Annotated in this window: 22 protein-coding genes; 15 read left to right on the top strand and 7 right to left on the bottom strand. The window is 65.8% G+C overall.

Annotated features, from left to right (window positions below; all coding sequences use genetic code 11):
- The first annotated feature begins 268 nt into the window (after window positions 1-268).
- Window positions 269-4096, top strand: a complete 3828-nt coding sequence (locus ACVW1C_RS34495) for a tetratricopeptide repeat protein (protein WP_456762079.1) — start codon at window positions 269-271, stop codon at window positions 4094-4096.
- A 115-nt stretch (window positions 4097-4211) separates the two neighbouring features.
- Here ACVW1C_RS34495 and ACVW1C_RS34500 read toward each other — a convergent pair whose 3' ends face one another.
- Window positions 4212-5057, bottom strand: a complete 846-nt coding sequence (locus tag ACVW1C_RS34500; protein ID WP_456762080.1) for a glyoxalase superfamily protein — start codon at window positions 5055-5057, stop codon at window positions 4212-4214.
- Window positions 5058-5329: 272 nt separating this feature from the next.
- Between ACVW1C_RS34500 and ACVW1C_RS34505 the strand changes: the two genes are divergently transcribed.
- The 4 genes from ACVW1C_RS34505 to ACVW1C_RS34520 all read left to right on the top strand — a co-directional run bounded on the left by ACVW1C_RS34505 (window position 5330) and on the right by ACVW1C_RS34520 (window position 8720).
- Window positions 5330-5566: a hypothetical protein gene (locus ACVW1C_RS34505; protein ID WP_456762081.1), complete on the top strand. Its 237-nt coding sequence runs from the start codon at window positions 5330-5332 to the stop codon at window positions 5564-5566.
- Window positions 5567-5591: 25 nt separating this feature from the next.
- On the top strand, window positions 5592-6551 hold the full coding sequence (locus tag ACVW1C_RS34510) for a LysR family transcriptional regulator (protein WP_456762082.1): 960 nt from the start codon (window positions 5592-5594) through the stop codon (window positions 6549-6551).
- Window positions 6552-6638: 87 nt separating this feature from the next.
- Window positions 6639-7349, top strand: a complete 711-nt coding sequence (locus ACVW1C_RS34515; RefSeq protein ID WP_456762083.1) for an SDR family NAD(P)-dependent oxidoreductase — start codon at window positions 6639-6641, stop codon at window positions 7347-7349.
- 129 nt (window positions 7350-7478) lie between these two features.
- Window positions 7479-8720 (top strand): YbfB/YjiJ family MFS transporter, encoded by a 1242-nt coding sequence (locus tag ACVW1C_RS34520; protein WP_456762084.1) that lies wholly within the window; start codon window positions 7479-7481, stop codon window positions 8718-8720.
- Here the strand turns inward: ACVW1C_RS34520 and ACVW1C_RS34525 are convergent.
- From ACVW1C_RS34525 to ACVW1C_RS34540, 4 genes are all read right to left on the bottom strand, one after another.
- The gene (locus ACVW1C_RS34525) at window positions 8717-9868 is read right to left on the bottom strand and encodes an aminotransferase class V-fold PLP-dependent enzyme (RefSeq protein ID WP_456762085.1); all 1152 of its coding nucleotides are present in this window, start codon (window positions 9866-9868) and stop codon (window positions 8717-8719) included. The two genes, ACVW1C_RS34520 and ACVW1C_RS34525, sit on opposite strands and share 4 nt — an antisense overlap.
- Before the next feature lie 53 nt (window positions 9869-9921).
- The gene (locus ACVW1C_RS34530; RefSeq protein WP_456762086.1) at window positions 9922-10809 is read right to left on the bottom strand and encodes a hypothetical protein; all 888 of its coding nucleotides are present in this window, start codon (window positions 10807-10809) and stop codon (window positions 9922-9924) included.
- A gap of 85 nt (window positions 10810-10894) precedes the next feature.
- Window positions 10895-11647: a flagellar type III secretion system pore protein FliP gene (gene fliP / locus ACVW1C_RS34535; protein ID WP_212015564.1), complete on the bottom strand. Its 753-nt coding sequence runs from the start codon at window positions 11645-11647 to the stop codon at window positions 10895-10897.
- Window positions 11644-12579: a flagellar biosynthetic protein FliO gene (locus tag ACVW1C_RS34540; RefSeq protein WP_456762087.1), complete on the bottom strand. Its 936-nt coding sequence runs from the start codon at window positions 12577-12579 to the stop codon at window positions 11644-11646. The genes fliP and ACVW1C_RS34540 overlap by 4 nt, the downstream gene beginning before the upstream one ends.
- A gap of 370 nt (window positions 12580-12949) precedes the next feature.
- On the opposite strand from ACVW1C_RS34540, the gene flgB reads away from it, so the two are divergent.
- The 9 genes from flgB (at window position 12950) to ACVW1C_RS34585 (ending at window position 21110) form a co-directional block, all read left to right on the top strand.
- Window positions 12950-13360, top strand: coding sequence for a flagellar basal body rod protein FlgB (gene flgB, locus ACVW1C_RS34545; protein ID WP_207831093.1), 411 nt, complete (start codon window positions 12950-12952; stop codon window positions 13358-13360).
- A 27-nt stretch (window positions 13361-13387) separates the two neighbouring features.
- Complete coding sequence (gene flgC / locus ACVW1C_RS34550; protein WP_097675999.1) at window positions 13388-13813, top strand: flagellar basal body rod protein FlgC; 426 nt, start codon at window positions 13388-13390, stop codon at window positions 13811-13813.
- 26 nt (window positions 13814-13839) lie between these two features.
- A complete protein-coding gene (gene fliE / locus ACVW1C_RS34555; protein WP_456762088.1) occupies window positions 13840-14151 on the top strand; it encodes a flagellar hook-basal body complex protein FliE in 312 nt (103 codons plus the stop codon).
- A 63-nt stretch (window positions 14152-14214) separates the two neighbouring features.
- Complete coding sequence (fliQ, locus tag ACVW1C_RS34560; RefSeq protein ID WP_050401183.1) at window positions 14215-14478, top strand: flagellar biosynthesis protein FliQ; 264 nt, start codon at window positions 14215-14217, stop codon at window positions 14476-14478.
- Between the two features lie 18 nt (window positions 14479-14496).
- Window positions 14497-15267 (top strand): flagellar biosynthetic protein FliR, encoded by a 771-nt coding sequence (gene fliR, locus ACVW1C_RS34565; RefSeq protein ID WP_456762089.1) that lies wholly within the window; start codon window positions 14497-14499, stop codon window positions 15265-15267.
- 12 nt (window positions 15268-15279) lie between these two features.
- A complete protein-coding gene (gene flhB / locus ACVW1C_RS34570) occupies window positions 15280-16353 on the top strand; it encodes a flagellar biosynthesis protein FlhB (RefSeq protein ID WP_456762090.1) in 1074 nt (357 codons plus the stop codon).
- Between the two features lie 141 nt (window positions 16354-16494).
- The gene (cckA, locus tag ACVW1C_RS34575) at window positions 16495-19074 is read left to right on the top strand and encodes a cell cycle histidine kinase CckA (RefSeq protein WP_456763244.1); all 2580 of its coding nucleotides are present in this window, start codon (window positions 16495-16497) and stop codon (window positions 19072-19074) included.
- 219 nt (window positions 19075-19293) lie between these two features.
- Entirely contained in the window at window positions 19294-20283 is a 990-nt protein-coding gene (locus tag ACVW1C_RS34580) for a Tim44 domain-containing protein (protein ID WP_456762091.1), read from the top strand.
- A gap of 200 nt (window positions 20284-20483) precedes the next feature.
- Window positions 20484-21110: a lectin gene (locus tag ACVW1C_RS34585; RefSeq protein WP_456763245.1), complete on the top strand. Its 627-nt coding sequence runs from the start codon at window positions 20484-20486 to the stop codon at window positions 21108-21110.
- A gap of 133 nt (window positions 21111-21243) precedes the next feature.
- Here the strand turns inward: ACVW1C_RS34585 and ACVW1C_RS34590 are convergent, their stop codons facing one another.
- Window positions 21244-21639 carry a DUF3606 domain-containing protein gene (locus ACVW1C_RS34590; protein WP_456763246.1) on the bottom strand — a complete coding sequence of 132 codons (396 nt, stop codon included), beginning with the start codon at window positions 21637-21639 and terminating at the stop codon, window positions 21244-21246.
- A gap of 153 nt (window positions 21640-21792) precedes the next feature.
- On the opposite strand from ACVW1C_RS34590, the gene ACVW1C_RS34595 reads away from it, so the two are divergent.
- Window positions 21793-22500, top strand: a complete 708-nt coding sequence (locus tag ACVW1C_RS34595; RefSeq protein ID WP_456762092.1) for a glutathione S-transferase — start codon at window positions 21793-21795, stop codon at window positions 22498-22500.
- 149 nt (window positions 22501-22649) lie between these two features.
- On the opposite strand, the gene ACVW1C_RS34600 is transcribed toward ACVW1C_RS34595, so the two are convergent.
- Window positions 22650-23009 carry a GFA family protein gene (locus ACVW1C_RS34600; RefSeq protein WP_173637536.1) on the bottom strand — a complete coding sequence of 120 codons (360 nt, stop codon included), beginning with the start codon at window positions 23007-23009 and terminating at the stop codon, window positions 22650-22652.
- Between the last annotated feature and the right edge of the window lie 9 nt (window positions 23010-23018).

Consider the following 23018-nt stretch of genomic DNA (forward strand, 5'->3'; position numbering starts at 1 on the left):
GCCGTTCCAATGTGATGGCAAGTGTTCTTTAACCATGCGGCAAACACGTTCGACTGTGGTCTGATACACCCATTGCCGGCAGATTACCGCAGGGGCCAAGCCGGCTGCGAAACCCACTTCAAACACACCTGCCTGGTTGCTTCGTTGCCCCGTCGGAAACAATCCGTTGACGTTAACAGCTCCTTAACGCCGCCCGATCCAAGATCGGAACGCGTGGGCGAGGGCGCTTCGCGCTGGTATGGCTGAGGTCCCGAGAAGACGTTTCGAGATGGCGCGAACGGCTGCCGCTGAAACATGGTCGCGAGGCCGCGCCTGGGCGCGGACTGCGCGTCTGTGCCTGCTCGCCACCGGCCTTGCCCTTGCAACCCTCACATGTCCGACCACAGTGCGGGCCCAGGACCCGCCGGCGGTGCCGGGCGAGGCGACATTCTCCGCCGCGAACGGCTATGCCCGGCTGGTGCTGAAGCTGACGGAGGATGTCGAGTCGGAGGTCACGACCGCCGGCTCGATCATCGTGATCCGCTTCAAGCGTCCGGTCGATATCCCCGTCGAGAAACTCTCCGATGCGGTGCCCGATTATGTCGGCGCTGCGCGCCGCGATCCCGACGGTTCGGCGATCCGCCTGTCGCTGGCGCGCCGCGTCACCATCAACACCATGACCGCCGGCGAGCGCATCTTCGTCGACTTCCTGCCCGACGGCTGGACCGGCCCGCCGCCGTCGTTGCCGCAGGAAGTGATCCGCGAGCTGGCGGAGCGCGCCCGTGCCGCCGAGCGTCTGCTGCGCATCCAGCGTGCCGCCGATGCCGCCAAGAAGAAGCCGCCGATCCGGGTTCGCGCACTGGTGCAGCCCACCTTCGTCCGTTTCGTGTTCGAGGTTCCCGACGGGGTCAGCGTCTCCTCGGTGCTGAACGAGCAGAAGTTGACGCTGTCCTTCAACTCGGTCCTGAGCTTCGACCTGGCCGATGCCAAGGTTGCCGCTCCCCCGAACGTCGCGTCGATCAGCTCGCGCGCCGACACGGATACCTCGGCGGTCGACGTGACGCTGATTGGCGATGTCGACGTGCATTCGTTCCGCGACGAGAAGAACTACATTGTCGATGTCGCCTTCCAGCAGAGCGAGCAGCAGCAGGCGGCGAAGCCTTCGCTGAGCTCGTTGTTGCCGACGCCGCGCGGCAAACCGAAAGGGGCGGCTGCGATCGCGCCGGTGACGTCGGAGAGCATCGCGCAGCAGGCCAAGATCGAGATCAAGTCCGAGCAACCCAAGGCAGAGCAACCCAAGGCGGAACCGGCCAAATCGGAACAGATAAGGTCCGAGCAGGCAAAGTCCGAGCAGATGCAGTCGGAGCCGGTCAAGTCAGAACAGGCCACGACCGAACAGCCGGTGCCCGCGCCCGCCAAATCGGAACAGCCGAGATCCGAGCTGCCCAATTCGGAGCTGCCGAAGATCGCCGCGGCGCCGGTGGCCGAGATCGAGAAGGCCGCTGCACCGGCCGCGCCGCGCGAGGGCGGCGCTGCGATGGAACAAAGCGACGCGCCAAAGCCTGCGCCTGCTGTCGCAGCCGCGCCGGCCATGGAGGCGCCGAAGCCAGCGGCGGCGCCGTCACCCCCTGCAGAGGCGCGCGCCAGCGCCTCGTCCGCGGTCGAAGCCCTGCGCGACAGCGACGGGCTGCGGGTGACGTTCTCATTCCCCGGCGCGACGCCGGCGGCGCTGTTCCGACGCGCCGACACGGTCTGGATGGTGTTCGACACGCCTGAGGCGATCGACATCGATCCGATCCGCGCCAAGGCCGGCTCGCTGATATCAGATGTCAACCGGATCGCGCTGGAGAAGGGGCAGGCGGTGCGCTTCCGCCTCAACCGGCCGCAGATGCCGTCGCTCGAGAGCGACGATCGCTCGCGCGGCGTGAGCTGGACGCTGACCTTCGCCGACCGGGTGCAGAAGCCGCCGCTGCCGCTCAGCGTGGTGCGCAATATCAGCGAGCCCTCGCTCGCCAATGTCAGCGTGCCGCTCGCCAATCCCGGCCAGCTCCACAAACTGATCGATCCCGATGCGGGCGATACGCTCTGGGTCGTGACCGCGCCGCCGCCGACCCGCGGCATCATCAAGCGGCAGGACTTCGTCGAGCTCTCGCTGCTGGAATCAATTCACGGCGTCGTGGTTCATCCGAACGCCGACGACGTCAAGGCGGAGGTCGGCGCCGACAAGGTGGTGCTGGGCCGGCCCGGCGGCCTGACGCTGTCGTCGGCCGACGTCGCCGCCGAGCGCGCGACCGCGGCGGTGAAGCCGCTGTTCGATCCGGACGAGTGGCGCAAGAACCAGTCGGAGAATTTCCTCAAGCAGCTCGACGGGTTGATTGCGGCGGCTTCGACGGCCAATGCCGAGCAGCTGCCGCAGGCGCGGCTCGATCTCGCCGATTTCTACATGGCGCGCGGCATGTACCAGGAAGCCCATGGTGTCGCCAATCTGATACTGTCCGAGAGCAAGCGCGGCAGCGAGGCGGCGTCCGTGGTGATGGTGCACGCGGTTGCCAGCATCCTGATCGGGCACCCGGCGCAGGGCCTCAAGGACCTCGCCAATCCGGTGATCGGCAACGGTTACGATTCCCAATTGTGGAAGGGGCTGGCCTTCGCCCGCGAGGGCAAATGGCCCGAGGCGCGCGAAAAGTTCAAGAACGCCGAATTCGCGGTCGCGACGCTGCCCCCCGATCTGCAGCGCATCGTCACCATGGATTCGATGAAGGCCTCGCTCGAGGTCAAGGACTATGCCGGCGCCGCGCGGCGCAAGAGTGATCTCGACGTGGTCGGCGTTCCCGACGCGCTCAAGCCCGCGGTTGCGGTGCTGCGCGGCCGGCTCGCCGAAGCGCTCGGCCAGGAGAAGGATGCGCTCGACGCCTATCGCTTCGCCGCCAGTGCGCCCGACCGTCAGGCCGCCGCCGAAGGCAGACTGCTGGAGACGCTGCTGCGGCAGAAGCGCGGCGAGATCGGCCGCGACGATGTGCTGAAGGAGCTCGAGCTCTTGTCGATGCTGTGGCGCGGCGACAATATCGAACTGAAGACGCTGTACGTGCTGTCGAAGATCTATGCCGAGACCGCGCGCTACGCCGATGCCTTCGCGGTGACCCGCGCGGCGACACGGCTGCAGCCGAACGCGCCGGAATCGCGCCAGGCGCAGGATGCCGCCTCGGCGTTGTTCGTGCAGCTCTATCTCGGCCCGAAGGGCGACGAGATGGCGCCGATCGATGCGCTCGGCACCTTCTACGATTATCGCGAGCTGACGCCGATCGGCCGCCGCGGCGACGAGATGATTCGCCGTCTCGCCGACCGTCTCGTCGGCGTCGATTTGCTCGACCAGGCCGCCGACCTCCTGCAGTACCAGGTCGACAAGCGGCTCGAAGGCGCGGCGCGCGCCCAGGTCGCCGCGCGACTTGCGATGGTCTATCTGATGAACCGAAAGCCCGACCGCGCCATTGGCGCGCTGCGCTCGACCCGCATTGCGGATCTCTCCGGCGAACTGCGCCAGCAGCGGCTCCTGCTCGAGGCGCGCGCGCAGAGCGACGTCGGTCGCCACGACCTCGCGCTCGACATCATCTCGAACATCACCGGCCGCGAGGCGATCCGGCTACGCTCGGACATCTATTGGGCGTCGCGGCACTGGCGCGAGGCATCAGAGCAGATCGAGCTCTATTACGGCGACCGCTGGCGCGACTTCACCCCGCTCAATCCGAGCGAGAAGGCCGACGTCATCCGCGCCGTGGTCGGCTATGCGCTCGCCGAGGACACCATCGGCCTGTCCCGATTCCGGGAAAAATACGCGCCGCTGATGTCCGGCGATGCCGACAAGCTGGCGTTCGACGCGGCCAGCAAGCCGGTCGCGACCTCAAGCGCCGAGTTCGCCCAGATCGCGCGGATGGCCGCCAGCGTCGACACGCTCGACGGCTTCATCCGCGAAATGAAGACCCGCTTTCCCGACGCCACCGCCCGCGCGCCGCTGACCGATCCGGTTACGACCGGATCGCTGCCGGAGAAGCCGAAGGCCGCGCCGGTCAGCGCGCTGCCGGTCATCAAGGGCGAGCGCCGCGCCGGCGCGACTCCGTAGAGCATTTTCGGTTCTGATTGAATCAGAACCGAAGCTCTAGATCTTTGTCTTGACGCGTTTTATTCAGGCGAACCGGTGTCCACTTCGCTTGAAAACGCTCGAGCGGCGCCGGCTCTCACGGGCCGGGAGTCACCCACGCGGTCGAAATGATCCCCTTGTCGTCGAGCGCGATGCGCCAGTGCGTAGCGCCGTTCGCCTGTCTGACGCTATAGACGTCTTCGCCTTGCTCGCCGACACCGAGAAAGCGGATCGACTGGATCGTGCCGAGGTCCGCGAGGGGCTGAAGCCACGCCATCTGCTTGCGGGTCGCCGCCGCCAGCGGCGGGCTCATCTCATTGTAGTTGGGATTCCCCCTGGCGATCCCATCGATCAGCCGGTGCAGCGCAGCTTCGGTTCCAGGATTGGCCGACTGGTTCTTGACGCGCTCCGCCGTCTGATCGGCGATCTTCCGTGCCGTTGCGGCGTCGATGCGCGCCATCGCGATATCGCTGCCGTTCTGATGCAGAATCAGCGAGCTGGCACGTCCGTCCGGTCCGACAACGAAGCTGACCTGCGCGTCGACGATCCTGGCGAAGAATTCGGTCACGCTCTCTGCAAAGAACCGCATCGGGCGCTGCCCGGTCAGTCGCATCACCAGATGATCTCCGTCAGGTGTCACCGTGAACACGGCGCGGTCGTTGAGCTTGTAGAACCCGGCATAATTGTTGAGCGCGGCTGAATCCACCGCGACTTCCTGCCGCATGACGATCGGCGGTGATTCTGCGGTGGAGTCTGCAGCCTGTGCCGGCGTGCTCGGCGGTCCGGCGGCCTGTATCCGCGCCGCCAGCGTGTTCCAGTCGCGCTGGCCGAACAATCTGGCGATCAGCTCCAGGCTGTCGCTGTGGGTGAGGGGGATCGATTTGGCGGCGAGCGCTTCGCGCAGTGTCTGCGCCATGGCCTTGGCATCACGAAAGTCGCGCATGGGATCAGCCTTTGCATCGACGAACGGAAAGCGTCAGGGGCTTGCATTGCTGACCCGTTCGTGCGGGCAAAGGAAGCCTGAAACCTGGCTTGATACGTTCACCGTCCCCGGGGCGGGGTGCAAGCGGCGGGTGGTATCGACCGAGCCCGATGTTCGCCGGGGACCTGCAATTTGTCAATTGCAACAGCCCGTGATCGGGTGCGTCCTCTCGACATTTCGTCGCCAAATCGGCAACCATGGCTGATTGTCGCCAGCCGGAAGGACGCCGTCACATGAGCAAGCCGATCAAGACCGAAGCCGAACTCGTCGCGATGGCGCGGGCCGAGTTGAAGGCCCATGCCGACTGCCCCGACGGCATCGACATCTCCGTGCTGTGCGACGGCGACAGCTGGGAATTCCGCGCCAGTGCCAACGAAGCCACGGTGGCAAGGCCCGGCTATCCCGAATGCGTCGCGATGCTGGTGCAGATCGGCGATCATCTCAGCAAGCAGTATGATGTAAAGGGCTAGCGGCGGCCGCGAACCGGGGAGAGCGATGGACCGCATCGACGCCATGAAGGTCTTCGTCGCGGCGGTCGACGAGGGCAGCCTTGCCGGTGCGGGGCGGAAGCTGCGGCGCTCGCCGGCGGCGATCAGCCGGGCGATCGCGTTCCTCGAGCATCATGTCGGGGCCGAGCTGCTTCATCGCACCACGCGGTCGCTGAAGCTGAGCGACGCCGGCCAGCGTTACGCGGCGGCGTGCCGGCGGATCCTCAGCGAGCTCGAGGAGGCCGACATCTCGGCCGGCGGCGAACGGTCGGCGCCGCGCGGCACGCTGACCATCACCGCACCCGTCGTCGTCGGCGAGGACGTGCTGCGGCCGCTGATCGACGCCTTCATGACCGAGTATCCGGCGGTGACGGTGCGGCTCGTGATGCTCGATCGCACCGTCAACCTGATCGACGAGGGCATCGACGTCGCGCTGCGCATCGCGCAGCTCGCCGATTCCAATTTTGTCGCGATCAAGCTCGGCGAGGTGCGTCGCGTGGTCGCGGCGTCGCCCGGCTATCTCGCGCAGCATCCCGTGATCGGCGAGCCGGCTGATCTCGCAAAGCACCAGATCATCGCGATGACGCATTTCGGGCTCGACTCCTGGAGCTTTCCGCCGGCCGCGAAGTCGAGGGTGGCGCGCGCGGTCCAGTTCGCGCCGCGCCTGGTCGTCAACACGGTGCGGGCGGCGGTCGCCTCGGCCAGCGAAGGGCACGGCGTCACCCGGCTGTTCTCCTATCACATCGCCGAGGAAATCCGTGACGGGCGATTGCAGATCCTGCTTGCCAAGGACGAGCATCCGGCCTTGCCGGTGCATCTGTTGGCGCCGCAAGGTCGCTTCGACGTGCCCAAGGTGCGCGCCTTCGTCGATTTCGCGGCGCCGCGGCTGAAGCGCTATTTCGAGCGGCTGACACGTGAGGCCAGCCAGGCCAGTCGTTCGCGTCGCGGAAGAGTGTCTGCCGAATAGCGGGCATTCGCGCGGAAAGCGGATGTATCTAGCTTGCTCTCCATCGAGGCGGCGCTGTCGCAGCCTCATCACAGATGGAGAGAGATCATGGGTGCAGAGCAGAAGGTTGCCATCATCACCGGTGCGTCGCAGGGGATCGGCGAGGCGCTCGTCAAGGGCTATCGCGACCGCAACTATCGCGTCGTCGCCAATTCCCGCAGCATCAAGCCATCGACCGATGCCGATGTGCTGGCGGTCCCGGGCGACATCGGCGATCCCGAGGTGGCGGACCGAGTCGTCAAGCAGGCGCTGGCGCGCTTCGGTCGCGTCGACACGCTGGTCAACAATGCCGGCATCTTCGTCGCCAAGCCGTTCACGGATCACACCGACCAGGACTACGCGTCGGTGCTCGCAACCAACCTCAACGGCTTCTTCTACATCACCCGCCGCGTGGCGAAGGAGATGGTGAAGCAGGGGTCGGGGCATATCGTGCAGATCACGACGAGCCTGGTCGACCATGCCAACAGCAACGTGCCTTCGGTACTGGCCTCGCTGACCAAGGGCGGGCTCAGCGCGGCGACTAAGTCGCTTGCGATCGAATATGCCGCCAAGGGCATCCGCGTGAACGCAGTGGCGCCCGGCGTGATCAAGACGCCGATGCACGCCCCCGAGACCCACGACTTCCTCGCCAAGCTGCATCCGGTCGGCCGCATGGGCGAGATGAAGGACATCGTCGACGCCGTGCTGTTCCTGGAGGGCGCGGCCTTCGTCACCGGCGAGATCCTGCACGTCGACGGCGGCCAGAGCGCCGGACACTGAGGCGCTCACGGCTTTTGGCACATCGAACTGGGCACCTCTCTCGTCGGGAGAGGTGAGCTGTGATCGCTGCGATCGATTGCTGCGATCGTAACTAATCATTTTTCACGAACGGCCGGAGGGCCTACTGCGATGTCCATGTCAGCCAATGTCGATCATGACCGGCGCCATCGCGTCGAGCCGCATCGCGATGCCGGCGGGCCGCTGTGGCTGTCCGCTGCCGCGGGACTTTGCGCCTCGCTGGTCGGGCTCGGGCTGGCGCGCTTCGCCTACACGCCGCTGATTCCGGCGCTGATCGCAGCAAAGTGGTTCACGCCGGCGGAAGCGGTTTATCTCGGTGCCGCCAATCTTGCCGGTTATCTCGCCGGCGCCTTGATCGCCCGCGACCTCGGCGCGCGGATCGGCTCGGTGTGGGCGCTGCGCGGCATGATGCTGCTGGCCGCGATCACCTGCTTTGCGTGCTCGGTGCCGATCTCCTTCATCTGGTTCTTCGGCTTCCGCTTTCTCGCAGGCGTGACGGGCGGCGTGATCATGGTGCTGGCGGCGAGCACGATCCTGCCGCACACCGCGCCGAGCAAGCGCGGCCTGATCGGCGGCGTGATCTTCGCCGGTGTCGGATTGGGCGTCGCCGCATCCGGCACACTGGTGCCGCTGTTGCTGCAGCAGGGCGTCAAGCAGGCCTGGTACGGCCTTGGCGTGCTGTCGGCGGTGCTGACATTGATCAGCTGGAAGGCATGGCCCGCGGAAGTGCCTGCCGCGCATGCTGCGGCCGGGCAGCCTGTTGCTGCGCATGGTGTGCGCTCGCCGCTGGTGATCGCGCTGTGCGTGGAATATGGCCTCAATGCGCTGGCGCTGGTGCCGCATATGGTGTTCCTGGTCGATTATGTCGCCCGCGGCCTCGGGCAGGGGATCGCGGCAGGATCATATTACTGGGTGCTGTACGGCATCGGTGCCGTGGTCGGCCCGCTGCTGACGGGACATCTCGCCGATCGCGCCGGCTTCGCTGCGGCGCTGCGCGCGGCGTTCCTGATCGAGGCCGTTGCGGTCGCGCTGCCCGCCGTGACGAACTCGCCCGCCGCGCTGATCGTGTCGAGCCTCATCGTCGGCGGCTTCACGCCAGGCATCGTGCCGCTGGTGATCGGCCGCATCCACGAGCTGATCCCGCATTCCGCCGCGAGCCAGCGCTCGGCCTGGGCGCAGGCGACCACGACCTTCGCACTGTTCCAGGCGGCGGGCGCCTACGGCCTGTCCTACCTGTTCGCGCAGAGCGGCGGCGACTATGCGCTGCTGTTCGTGATCGGTGCGGCGGGGGTCGCGGTCGCGCTGGCGATTGAATTGTTCAGCGTCGTGGCGCTGGGACGAAAGCGCGGCTAGCCGCGCAGCGCTTTGGTCAAGACGGCGATGAGGCGCTCGACATCCGCCTCGTCGTTGAAGACGTGCGGCGATATCCGCATCCGGCCGAGCCGCAGCGCGACATAGATGTTCTCCGCGGCGAGCCGCGCGATCAGCTCCTTCGGAATTCCGCCGGCCATGCCGAGGCTCAGGATGTGCGGCGCACGCAGGCCGCGCGCCAGCAAATTGAGCCCGAGATCGCGCACCCCATCGGCGATCCGCCCGTTCAGCATCGCGAGCCGCGCGCTGACGGCAGCAGCGCCCCATTCCGCTATCATCTCCATGCCGATCGAAGCCATCTCCAGCGTAATGAAATGATCACGCTCGCCCATGTCATAACGCCGGGCATTGTCGACATAGGCGAGATCTCCGAAATAGACGGGGTTCTCGGAGTTCACATTGCGGCGGCCGGCGGAGGTCTGCTCCAGCGGCACGCCGTTCTGGTGGCGCTTTGCAACGTACAGGAAAGCGCGGCCGTAAGGGCCGATCAGCCATTTGTAAGTGGGGAAGATCACGGCGTCCGGATCAAGTCGTGTCACGTCCATCGCGACGACACCCGCGCTCTGCGTCGCGTCGATCACGAACATCGCACCCTGCCGCCGCAGCGCGGCCTGCACCATGTCGACGTCGATGATGCCGCCGTCGGACCAATGCACTGACGAGATCGAGGCGAGGCCGACCGGCGGCGCGCCTGAGCGGTCGATCGTTGCAAGCACCGCCGACGTCCAGTCGCCGTCGGCGGGCTGGCGCACGGTGTCGACGACGAAGCCCTGCGCCTCGGCGCGGGCGTGCCATTCCAGCACCGGCGAGGAGTGATCGTTCTCCAGCACGACGACGCGGGTGCCGCGGGGAACGGTCAGCGCCTTCGCCACGGTCGCTATGCCGTAGCTGATTGCCGGGATCAGCGCGACGTCATCAGGATCGGCATTGATCAGGCGTGCCGCCGCGGTGCGGGCGCGTTCATGCTGGCGGCCGGCGAAACCGGCGTCGATGGTCCAGGGCTGGCCCTTGCGCCCGACCGCGGCGCGGCCGGCGTCGAGCGTCTTCAACGGCAGCGGGCTGTAGGATGCCGAGTTCAGGTAGCAGACGCCGCGTGGGATATCGAACAGATGGCGCTGGGAGGGAAGCATGTCGTCTCGTGGCTGGGATTGCGGATGATGTCGCGATGCGGATGAGCGCGCGCTCATCCGTCATACTGGTCCGGCCCCATCGCCCACGGCGCCTGGTCGTAGCCGTTGGCGAAGGTGCGGTTGGTCTGCGCCGGATTGCGGTTGACCAGCGGCCGCAGATACATCGGATGGGTGGCGCTACGCACCTCATGTTCGACGGTGAACAGGTGCCGGCCATCGGCGGGATCGACGATGTCGCAGAAGCGGTACTGGTACTGATTGTCCTCGCGGGACACCAGGTTGCGCTCGCGCAGCCGCTTGTAGGGACCCGAGAAGTCGGTGATGTAGATCTGGATGTGATGGCCGTCGAATTCCGGCTGCGCCTGGTCGGTCTCGCGGAATTGCAGATACTGATCCTTGCCGACCTTGGCGCGCGCGACGACACCGTCGCCGTTCACGACGCTGGCCGGGATGCCCATGATCTCGGGATAGAACCGGCTGATCGCCTCGGCCGTGCCGCGCGGCACGTCGAACTCGACATAGGGCATTCCGAGCACGACGCGCCCGAACCGCTCGGCGTCGGGCTCGTAGCAGCGCAGGCGGTTGCCCCAGGGGCAAATGGCCTCGACGTGATCGTTGCGCTCGCGATAGCTGAACGCGGTGCCCTCGAGCTTGGGCGCGACCGCGGCAAGCCGCTGCAGCAGGGCCTGCCGTCCGGCGATCACGATTGCGGTGTGGCCGCGCAGCACCTGCGGCCTGCCGCTCGGCAGATGAAACTGGCTGCGGCCGGCATTGACCCACATGTTGCTGTCGGAGACCATCAGATAGGGATCGCGGGTCAGTCCGATGCCGGCGATGTAGAACAGCGTGGCGAGGCGCTGGTCCGGCACCTGCACGTTGACATGCTCGAGATGGATGGCGTTGCCGAGGTCTTCTGCGGCGCGGTTGAATGGCTGCTGCACGGCGCGGCTCCCTGGATGCGGTGCCGCGCATGATAGTGCAACGGCACGGCCGATCCAGCTGACGGGCCATGAATGTTTCGCGGGGCTACCCCCCGTAACTCTGCACCAGGCTGCCGGCGACCAGCGCCCAGCCGTCGACCAGCACGAAGAAGATCAGCTTGAACGGCAGCGAGACCACCACCGGAGGCAGCATCATCATGCCCATCGACATCAAGACCGAGGCGACGACGAGGTCGATGATCAGGAACGGCAAGAACAAGAGGAAGCCGATCTCGAAGGCGCGCTTCAGCTCGGAGATCATGAAGGCCGGCACCAGGATGCGCAGCGACATCTCCTCCGGTGTCGCCGGCGGCGGCTCGCCGGAGAGGTCCATGAACAGCTTCAGATCCTTCTCGCGGACATTCTTCTGCATGAAGCCGCGCAAGGGGACCGAGGCGCGCTGCAGCGCTTCCTCGACGCCGATCTGGTTGGCGACCAGCGGCTTGATGCCGTCGTCATAGGATTTCTGCAGCACCGGCCCCATCACGAAGGCGGTGAGGAACATCGCGAGCGCGATCATCACCGAGTTCGGCGGCGCGGTCGCGGTGCCTAGCGCGGTGCGCAGCAGCGAGAGCACGACCACGATGCGCGTGAACGACGTCATCATGACCAGGATCGACGGCGCGATCGACAGCACCGTGAGCAGCGCGATCAGCTGGATCGCGCGCTCGGTCACGCCGCCATTGCCGCCGCCGAGATTGATGCTGATGTCCTGCGCCATCGCCGGATCGGCGAAGGATCCGGCGGCGATCAGGACAGCGATGAAAAAAACTCTACGCGGGACTGTCCCGAACCTCACGAAGGATTCTTCGGTCGGCCGAGCAGCGATGCCATCTCGTCCTCGAGATTCTCGAAGCCGCTCTTCTGTCCGTTGGCGGGCGGCGTAGGCGGCTCGCTACGCGGCGCGCGAACCGGCGGCGCCTCGGGCGCAACCGGCGGCGCGACGGTCTCGCCGGCGCCAGTCGGGCGGCGCAGTGCCGCCTCGAGCCGCTGCGCCATCTCGGCCAAATTTGCATCGGCGTTCGATGCCGGCGGCGCCGGCGGGGGCGCCTGGGTTGCGACCGGCGGCGGAGCAGGGGGAGGCGGTGGCGGCGGCGTGACGGCACGCTCGGGCGCCCGCGGCGGGGCCTTCGGCGCCTCGGCAGCCCGCGGCGGACGCGGAATGGCAGGCTCGGAGCGCGGCGGCAGCCGCGGCGGCATCGGATCGGGCCGCGGTTCGCTGCGCTCGGCCGTGAAGCCCGCCAGCGGATCGCTGCGGCGCTCGGCGAGCGGCGGCGGGGGCCGACGCAGCTCGTCGGCAAAGGAGGGGCGCGCCGGACGAGGCGCCGGCTCCGGCTCGGGAAGGTCGAAATTGTCGGAACGGGCGGCTTCGCTCTCGTTCCAGGCGGCATCCGGAAGCGGCGCCACGCGCGGCGGCGCGGCGTCGGCTGCGACCGCGGGGCGGGTCGACATCTGATCGCGCCCCGGCATCGCCCGGACGATGTTCGGCTCGACCACGATGTCGGTCGGGCCGCCGATCATCAGGAGATGCTCGATATTGTCGCGGCGGACCAGCACCAGGCGGCGGCGGCCGTCGACGGCGGCGGCGTCGATCACGGCCAGGCGCGGCATGCGTCCGCGGTTGGCATTGGCGCCGAGGCGGTTTCCGGCGAAGCGGCGCACGAGCCATGCGGTGACGCCGATCAGCGCCAGCACGACAAGGAATGCCAACACGAATGTAATGACCTGCATATTGGAGTCCCCGGCCATCGTGGCCTTCCTCAGCTTCCGCCATCAACGAGCGCGGATTGATAGACGCGGTTTGCGCAGCGAATCGCGCCCGAGATTCGCCCTATTTCTTAATTCCCAGAGGCTTGCAGCCCAAGGTTCTATTAATAAACCAAGAATCGCTTGTCCCAAAACGACTTCTCAGCGCCCCACGCTGTCTTGGTTTGTGCTGGTTAACGCAGCATTCGTGGCGAAAATGCGCTCGCGGGCCGCTGTTGCAGCGTTCTCCACGGCTCCATCCGATATTTTAACCACCCGTTAACCATACACCGGGCAAATTCTGCCTACCTCGGAAGGCCCAGGGGGCGTCCAAGAGGTTAACGGAGCCGCGGCGATGTCCATGAACGATCTGCCGATCCTGTCGGCGTTGCGCAGCAAGATGCAGTGGCACCAAGAACGCCAGCGGGTGCTCGCCGAGAACATTTCCAATTCCGACACGCCGAACTTCCGGCCGCGCGACCTGGTCGAGCCGAAGTTCGACCGGGCCGGTACCACGGTCGGCGGCGGCATGGGGACGCTGCCGATGATGCAGACCAGCGCCACCCACATGGCGGCGTCCGGCGCACCCGACACGTTCGACAATGATCGCGGCAAGAGCGGGTTCCAGACCCGCCCGGCCGGCAACGCAGTCAATCTCGAGGACCAGATGCTGAAAGTGTCGGCCAACCAGATGGACTACGCGGCCGTCACCTCGCTCTACAGCAAGAGCCTGCATCTGCTGAAGACCGCGATCGGCAAGGGCTAGGCCGCCTGAGCGCGGCAGGAGGATCCCATGGCAGATGGAACAAGCGATTTCACCCGCTCGATGAGCATCGCGACGTCGGGCCTGCGCGCGCAGGCGGGGCGGATGCGGGTGATCTCGGAAAATATCGCCAACGCCGATTCGACGGCGCAGACCGCGGGCGGCGATCCCTACCGCCGCAAGGTGCCGACCTTCTCCTCCGCGCTCGATCGTTCGCTCGACGCCCAGGTCGTGACGCTCGGCCGGATCCGCCCCGACCAGTCGTCATTCCGCATCAAGCACGAGCCGGGCAATCCGGCGGCGGACGCCTCCGGCAACGTCAAATATCCGAACGTCAATTCAATGGTCGAAATGACCGACATGCGCGACGCCCAGCGCTCCTATGAGGCGAACCTCAACATCATCAGCGCGACGCGGCGGATGATCCAGCGCACGCTCGACATCCTCAAGTCCTGACGCAACAAGAACAGGGAACGTAAATCATGGCTACACCGACAGTCGCCGCCAACGCCTACGCCAGCCTCGCGAAATTGATGGAGCGCGGCGGTGTCGAGAAGGCCGGGCAGGCCGTCGCCGGCCCGTCCTTCAGCGCGCTGCTGAAGGACTCCGTCGGCAGCGTGCTGGAAGCGGGCAGGAAGTCCGACGCGCAGACCATGGCGATGGCCTCCGGCAAGGCCAATGTGATGGACGTGGTGACGGCGGTCGCCGACACCGACGTTGCGGTGTCGACGCTGGTCTCGGTGCGCGACCGCGTGATCCAGGCCTATGAAGACATCATGAAGATGCCGATCTGACGTCCGTCAGGACGTTATCCCGAGGGCGATGCGAAGCAAGATTGCAAAAGCGAGAACACAACAATGACCGGCCCTGAAACTCTCGACGTGGCACGCGATGCGATCTGGACCATCGTGCTGGTGTCGTCGCCTTTGATGGTGGTCGGCCTTGTGGTCGGCGTCGTGGTGTCGTTGTTCCAGGCGCTGACCCAGATCCAGGAACAGACGCTGGTCTTCGTGCCGAAGATTCTCGCGATCTTCGTCACATTGCTGCTCGCGCTGCCCTTCATGGCGGACGCGCTCAGTAGCCACATGATGCGGATTTCGTCGCGAATCATCGGCGGTTGATGCACTAATGCCGCGGTCATGCGCATCGATGTCTCCCTGCTTCCGGCGCTGGCCGCAATCTTCGTGCTGGTCTTCGCGCGCGTGGGCGCGATGGTGATGCTGCTGCCCGGTTTCGGCGAGAGCAACATCCCGGCACGGGTCAAGCTGTCGATCGCGCTGCTGCTGACCCTGATCATTCTTCCCCTGCATCGCAACGCCTATCATGTCGACCTGACGTCGATCTCCTCGCTCGGCGTCCTGATGGTGCATGAGCTCATCATCGGCGTCGTGCTCGGCGCGACCGCGCGGGTGACGCTGTCGGCGCTCAACGTCGCGGGCTCGGTGATCGCGCAGCAGCTCGGGCTCGGCTTCGTCACCGCCGTCGACCCGACCCAGGGCCAGCAGGGCCAGATCATCGGCAACTTCCTCACCATCCTCGGCCTGACGCTGCTGTTCGCCACCGACAGCCACTATCTCGTCATTGCGGCGCTGAGCGAGAGCTACCGCATCTTCTCGCCGGGCGAGATCATGCCGACCGGCGACGTTGCCGCGCTAGCGACCTCAGCGTTCTCCGCCGCCTTCAAGATCGGCCTGCAGCTGTCGGCACCGTTCCTGGTGTTCGGCCTCGTCTTCAACATCGGGCTCGGCGTGCTGGCACGGCTGATGCCGCAGATGCAGGTCTACTTCGTCGGCGTGCCGCTCTCGATCGTGGTCGGCTTCCTGATCTTCGGTGTCGTGCTCGCGGCGATGATGAATACCTATTTCGACTACTTCAACGGCGTCATGCGCCAACTCGCTCCCATGAATTGATCAGGAGGAGAGATGGCCGACGATACCGAAGACAAAACAGAAGACCCTACGCAAAAACGTCTTGATGATGCCCTCGAGAAAGGCGACGTCGTCAAGAGCCAGGAGGTCAACACCTGGTTCGTCATCGCCGGCGCCACGCTGGTGCTGTCGACCTTTTCGGGCTCGATCGGCGGCGGCATCTTGATGCCGCTGCGCAATTTGATCGCCAATTCATGGATGATCCGCACCGACGGTGCCGGCCTGCTGCAACTGACCCAGACGCTCGGCTACGCCGTGGTCGCCGCGATCGGGGTGCCGTTCCTGATGCTGGCGCTGGCGGCGATCGCGGGCAACATGATCCAGCATCAGCTGGTGTGGTCGGGCGAGCAGCTCAAGCCGAAATTCTCCAAGATCTCGCCGGCGGCCGGCTTCAAGCGGTTGTTCGGCAAGCAGGCGGTGGCGAACTTCCTCAAAGGCCTGTTCAAGCTGATCGCGCTCGGCGTCGTGATGGTCATGGTGCTGTGGCCCGACCGGCTGCGGATGGAATCGTTCCTGCGGGTCGATCCGGCCGAGCTGCTGCCCGCCATCACCGGCATGACGGTGCACTTGTTGGCGGCGGTGGTTGCCCTCCTCGCTGTGGTGGCGATTGCCGACTACTTCTTCCAGTACCGGACCTGGTACGAGCGTCACAAGATGTCGCTGCAGGAGATGAAGGAGGAGTTCAAGCAGTCGGAAGGCGATCCGCACGTCAAGGGCAGGATCAAGCAGTTGCGGGTCCAGCGCGCCAAGAAACGCATGATGGCCCAGGTTCCGAAGGCCTCGGTGATCATCACCAACCCGACCCACTATTCGGTGGCGCTGGCCTATGACCGCAGCATGTCGGCGCCGATCTGCGTCGCCAAGGGCGTCGACAACCTCGCCTTCAAGATCAGGGAGATCGCGGAGGAGCACGACATTCCCATCGTGGAGAACGTGCCGCTGGCCCGGGCGCTCTATGCGACCGTCGAAATCGACAAGGAAATCCCGGTCGAGCACTACCATGCGGTTGCCGAAATCATCGGCTACGTGATGCGGCTGAGGCGCGGCCTGTCCGGCCTGCGCCAGTAAGGGGCGGAAAACCGCTTGAAATGCGCGTAACTTGCGAAATTGCCGCCTGATGGACTTGCGTTTTCGGGTCCGATTCAGGCACTCAGGGGCGAGGTGGCCGGCCGGTCGCCTCCGTGATGCAGACGAGCCATGTCTCTCCAGATGACCGCCGATAGCAACGATCCTCCCGCGACCGAGCCGTTCGTGGCTCACGGGCCAGCGCGGCGGAGCGGCAGCATCCTGCTGGTGCTCCTGATCGCCACCGGCATCGTCGCGGTGGCCGTCTGGCTCATGACCATCGGCCGGACCCAGGCGCAGCCCTATATCCTGTCTGTGCTGGCGCTGCTCGCCACCGTCGGGCTGTTCAACCTGTTCGCCCTTGCCGCCGGCATCATCCGCTTTTCCGACCGCACGAGCGACGACCCGGTGATGGGACGGATCGCCGACCACGCCCATGAAGGGCTCGTCGTCACCGACTCCCGCGGCCACGTGGTCTATTCCAACGCTGCCTATCTCACGCTGACCGGCGCGGCCGGTCCGCAAGACGTCCGTCCCGTCGAACGCGTCTTCATCGGCAACCCCGACGTCTCCGAGGCGGTGTTCCGCCTCTTGAAGGCGGCGCGGGAGGGCAAGCGGCAGCAGGAGGAGGTCCGTGTCGCCGGCCACGAGGCCGGGCAAGGTGGTGGACAAGGCCGCTGGCTGCGGCTCAGGGTACGCCCGCTCGGCGAGGGCAAGCGCGATGCAAAATACGCGGTGTGGTCGATCGCCGACGTCACCCGCGACCGCGAGCGCCAGGAGGACGTGTTCCAGGAGCTGCGGCATGCGATCGAATATCTCGATCATGCGCCGTGCGGCTTCTTCTCGGTCAATCCGGCCGGCGAGATCGCCTATATCAACGCCACGCTAGCGAACTGGCTGGACTACGATCTGGCCGAGATCGGCTCGGGCGGCCTGAAGCTGACCGACATCGTCTCAGGCGACGGCGCGGCGCTGCTGACCTCGATCGCGGCGGTGCCCGGCGAGGTCAAGACCGAGGTGTTCGACATCGACCTGCGGATGCGCGGCGGCAAGACCGTGCCGGTGCGGCTCTATCACAAGCTCGCCTTCGGCGCCGACGGCGCGGCGGGCGCCTCGCGCACGCTGGTGATCAGCCGCGCCCGCGACGAGCATTCCGATCCGGAGCGCGCCGCCGAGGTGCGCTTCATGCGCTTCTTCGACCATACGCCAATGGCGATCGCGACCGTCGATCGCGGCGGCAATGTGGTCGGTGCCAATGCGCGCTATGCCAAGCTGGCCCAGGGGCTGAACGGCGACGGCGGCGCGGCCAAGTCGATCTTCCGCGCAGTCAATCCGCGCGACCGGGGCCTGCTGATCGCCGCGATCAACCAGGCTGCCGAAGGCCAGGGCGACATCGCGCCGGTCGAGGTGATGCTCGACGGGCCTAAGGAGCGCTCCGCCCAGTTCTTCGTCACCACCGTCGAGAAGGACGAGCGCGACGCCGAGACCGCGATCGTCTATATACTCGAGACCACCGAGCGGCGCGCGCTGGAAAACCAGATCAACCAGTCGCAGAAGATGGAGATGGTCGGCCAGCTCGCCGGCGGCATCGCGCACGACTTCAACAACGTGCTGTCGGCCATCATGATGGCGAACGACTTCCTGCTCAACGCGCACAAGCCGACCGACCCGTCGTTCCAGGACATCATGCAGATCAAGCAGAATGCTACCCGCGCCGCGACGCTGGTGCGGCAGCTGCTTGCATTCTCGCGCCGCCAGACGCTGCGGCCGCAGGTGCTCGATCTCGGCGATGCTTTGAGCGACCTCACCATGCTGCTGCGCCGGCTGATCGGCGAGAAGGTCAAGCTCGATCTCGTGCATGGCCGCGATCTGTGGCCGGTCAAGGTCGACGTCTCGCAGTTCGAGCAGGTGGTGGTCAATCTCGCGGTGAACGCGCGCGACGCGATGCCCGACGGCGGCAAGCTGATCATCCGCACCGCCAACGTGCCGACCGAGGAAGCCGCCCAGCTCGCCAACAAGGGCATGCCGGCAGCCGACTACGTGAAGATCGAGATTTCGGACACCGGCACCGGTATTCCGCACGAGATCATCGACAAGATCTTCGAGCCGTTCTTCTCGACCAAGGAGGTCGGCAAGGGCACCGGCCTCGGCCTGTCGACGGTCTACGGCATCGTCAAGCAGACCGGCGGCTTCGTCTATGTCGATTCCGTGCCGGGCGGCGGCACCACGTTCCGGATCTATTTGCCGCGGCATCGCCAGGAGCAGGAGGTCGCACCGGAGGCGCATGCCGGCAACGGCGCGGCGAAGGAAGCCGCCGTCGCGGATGCCGCCAAGCCGAAGCCGGATCTCACCGGGCAGGGCACCATCCTGCTGGTCGAGGACGAGGACGGCCTGCGCTCGCTGAATGCGCGCGGCCTGCGTTCGCGCGGCTACAGCGTGATCGAGGCGGCCAACGGCGTCGAGGCGCTGGAGGCGTTCGAGGAGAACAACGGCAAGGTCGATCTCGTCGTCTCCGACGTCGTGATGCCGGAGATGGACGGGCCGACGCTGCTGAAGGAAATGCGCAGCCGCAATGCGGAGCTGAAGATCATCTTCGTCTCCGGCTATGCCGAGGACGCGTTCGAGAAGAGCCTGCCGGAGAACCAGCAGTTCGCGTTCCTGCCGAAGCCGTTCACGCTGACGCAGCTGGTTGCCGCGGTGAAGGAAACCATGACGGCGAACTAGGCCCGGGTGACGAGCCACGATACCTGTTCGCTTCTCGCAGGGCAGCGGGCAATGTTGCAGTGCGGTCGCGGTTGAACCTGAGCCCCATCTCGCGCTAGGACGCGCTGTCGCATCCACAAGGACCATAGTGTCACATCGCCGCGACCGAGGGCCGCAGCCGCGGTTCCCGTTTCCCGCTTCACTTTTATCGGGCCCTGCCCATGTTAGGGGCGTTTCCCCATGCCGGGGGAATCCTTTGAGGAAACCAACATGAATTTCTCGCAACGCACGCGTGGAATTGTCCGGGCGATCGCCGTCGCGATGGCGCTGGCGCTGCCCGTGATGATGACCGTTTCGGCGGCCGACGCCCGCGTTGGCGGCGGTGGCTCGCGCGGCTCGCGGACATTCTCCGCGCCGCCCTCGACCAGCACCGCGCCGGGCTCGGTTGCGCCGATGAACCGTACCTTCAGCCAGCCTGGCAGCCCCAGCATGGGCTCGCCGGCGGCGGCGAATTCCGGCGGCCTGTTCGGCCGCGGCGGAATGGGTCGCGGCCTGCTTGGCGGCCTGGCCGCGGGCTTCCTTGGCGCCGGCCTGTTCGGCATGCTGTTCGGCGGCGGCCTGTTCTCGGGCCTCGGCGGCCTGTCGTCGATGCTCGGCCTGCTGCTGCAGATCGGTCTGATCGTGCTCGTGGTCCGGCTCGCGATGTCGTGGTGGCAGCGGCGCAATACGCCGGCCGCCGCTTACGCGGGTGGCCCCGACGTCGGCCCTGGTCCGCAGGCCAATGCCCGTTCGGGCTTCGGCTTTGGCCTCGGCGGCGGATCGAGCGCGCCGGTCGAGATCACACCTGGTGACTACGAGACGTTCGAGCGGTTGCTCGGCGACATCCAGGCCGCGTGGTCGAACGAGGACATCGCGAAGCTGCACACGCTCGCGACGCCGGAGATGGTGTTGTACTTCTCGAAGGATCTCGAGGAGAACAAGGCGCGCAACGTCACCAACAAGACGTCCAATGTGAAGCTCTTGCAGGGCGATCTCGCGGAAGCCTGGCGTGAAGGCGACAGCGAATATGCGACGGTCGCGATGCGCTACGCGCTGGTCGACACCATGCTGGAGCGCGGCACCGGCCGCAAGGTCAGCGGCGGGCAACCGGAGGAGGTCACCGAGGTCTGGACCTTCGTGCGCCAGCGCGGCGGCAATTGGGAGCTCTCGGCGATCCAGCAGACCAACTGATCGATGGCCTGACATGACAATACACGGCGCCGCGGCATCAACCGCGGCGCTTTCGTTTTGTGCGCTTCATTCGCGTGTCGCGGCGCCGGAATATCCGGACGAGCAGCGGGTTGATGTGAGCGGACCATAACAACCATCGGGAGGAAGAGATGAAGAACATTGCGCAAATCGCGGTTCCCGCCTGTCTTGCGTTCGTCGTCATGGCCGCGCCGCCGGCAGCGGCGCAGAGCGCCGACACCAGCTTCTTCGTGACCAGCAACGGCATCGGCAATGGCGGCAATCTCGGCGGCCTCGCCGGCGCCGACAATCATTGCCAGACCCTTGCGCAGGCCGCGGGCTTCGGTGCGCCGAAGACCTGGCGCGCCTATCTCTCGACCCAGGCGGCCGACGGCCAGGTCGCGGTGAATGCGCGCGATCGCATCGGCAAGGGCCCGTGGAAAAATGTGAAGGGCGTCGTGGTCGCCAAGGACGTCGCCGATCTGCACAGCGCCGGCAACCATCTCTCCAAGCAGACCGCCCTGTCCGAGAAGGGCGAAGTCATCAACGGTGCCGGTGACACGCCGAACCGTCACGACGTGCTGACGGGATCGCAGGCAGATGGTACGGCGTTTGCGGCGGGCGAGGACCGCACCTGCAAGAACTGGACAAGCAGCACGCAAGGCGCCGCCATGGTCGGGCATTTCGACCGCAAGGGTCTGCGCGATGACGAGCCGTCAAGATCCTGGAACACGTCGCATCCTTCGCGCGGTCCTGACGGCGGCTGCTCGCAGGCCGACCTGAAGAGCACCGGCGGCGACGGTCTGCTGTACTGCTTCGCGGCGAATTGAGGGGATATATTGGCTCGTCATTGCGAGGAGCGATAGCGACGAAGCAATCCATATTTCAGCGCACGGGGCGCGATGGATTGCTTCGCTTCGCTCGCAATGACGGGGCGAGAGCAGTGCCCTCCCGCGACCGCGCTCAACTCTTCTTGCGCTTAGCGGCCTTCTTGGCGGTTTTCTTCTTCTTTGCGGTTTTCTTCTTTGCCGCGAAATGGGCCTCGACCTTCTTCGAGGAATGTCCGACCTCGGCCACCGCGGCCTTGAGCCGGGCAGGGGTCACCTTGAACTTCTTCGACCAGTAGCGGACCTCGTAGGGCTCGCTGATCGCGATCCGCGCGCGGTCGGCGGCCATGTGCCGCTGCTCCTTGAAGTGGGCTTCCACCTTCCTGGCGGAATGCCCGACCTTCTTGACGGCGGCCTTGAGCTTTGCCGGAGTGACCTTGAACTTCTTGGACCAGTACGCAACTTCGTAGGACTCGCTCAGCGCGATCAGAGCGCGATCTTGCGCGCCCCGCTTCTTCTTGTCGTCCGCCATAAGTTGATCCTTCATCGAAGATTCGACGCTGGAACCTTAGCAGTCTCCGCGCGGTTCGGACAGGCGGCCCGTGCGCGGTGGACGATCTGACCGTGGCACGGCTACGATCACCGTGAATCGAAGCGATGCGGTGAAGTTTGTGGAGGTAAGTGCATGCACTATCAGCTTTACTACTGGCCGATGATCCAGGGCCGCGGCGAATATGTCCGCCTCGCGCTCGAGGATGCGGGTACTGAATATACCGATGTTGCGCGCGGCAAGGGCGGCACCGGCGCCATGATGAAGATCATGGACGCGCACAAGGGTACGCCGCCCTTCGCGCCGCCATTCCTCAAGGCCGGCCAGCTCGTGATCGGGCAGACCGCCAACATTCTGCTCTATCTCGGCGCGCGCCATGGCCTCGCGCCGAAGGCAGAAGGTGGGAAGCTCTGGGTGCACGAGCTGCAATTGACGATTGCGGACCTGGTGCTGGAAATCCACGACACCCATCACCCGCTCGGTCCGTCGCTGTATTACGAGGACCAGAAGGCGCCGGCGAAGAAGCGCACGGAAGAGTTCTGGAAATCGCGGGTGCCGAAATATCTCGGCTATTTCGAGGATCTTGTGCGGGCCAATGGCGGCGGCTTCGTCACCGGACGCCGGCTGACCTACGCCGATCTGTCGTTGTTCCAGATCGTGGAAGGCCTGCGCTACGCGTTTCCGAAACGGATGGCGGCATTCGAGAAGAAGGTGCCGCGCCTGATCGCGCTGCGCGATCGCGTCGCCGAGCGGCCGAACATCAAGGCGTATCTCGCAAGCGCGCGGCGGATTCCGTTCAACGAGGAGGGGATTTTCCGGCGCTACAAGGCGCTGGATCTGTGATCGCTTGTGCGCAGTCCTGCTGCTGCCGTCATGCCCGGGCAGAGGCGCGAAGCGCGTCTTCGCGCTGGATGATCCGGCCATCTACGTCTTTGTCTCCAGATGATAGATGCCCGGGTCAAGCCCGGCATGACGGATGTGGGCGGTGAGTTCTATCGATTGCGCCCGTCCACCGGCGTCATCTTGATCTTCGACAGATCGATGCCGTCGATGCAGCTGACATTGAGCGCCACGATGTCGGTGCCATCGGGCTTCTTGCCGCGCGCGAACACGTCGACGCCGCAATCGACGCAGAGCTGGTGGCGGATCGCATGGCGGTTGAACAGATATTCCTTCAGGTTCTCCGCACCGGCGCGGAGCTGGAAGCTCGACGGCGGCAAGAACACGAAGTGCAGGCCTTTCTTGGTGCAGATCGAGCAGTTGCAGGCGGTCACCATGGCCATGTCGGTGGTGCATTCGAAGCGCACCTGGCCGCAATGGCAGCCACCGGTGTAGGTCTTGCTCTCTGCCATGATGGTCCC

The organism is Bradyrhizobium sp. USDA 4011, from assembly GCF_054063415.1.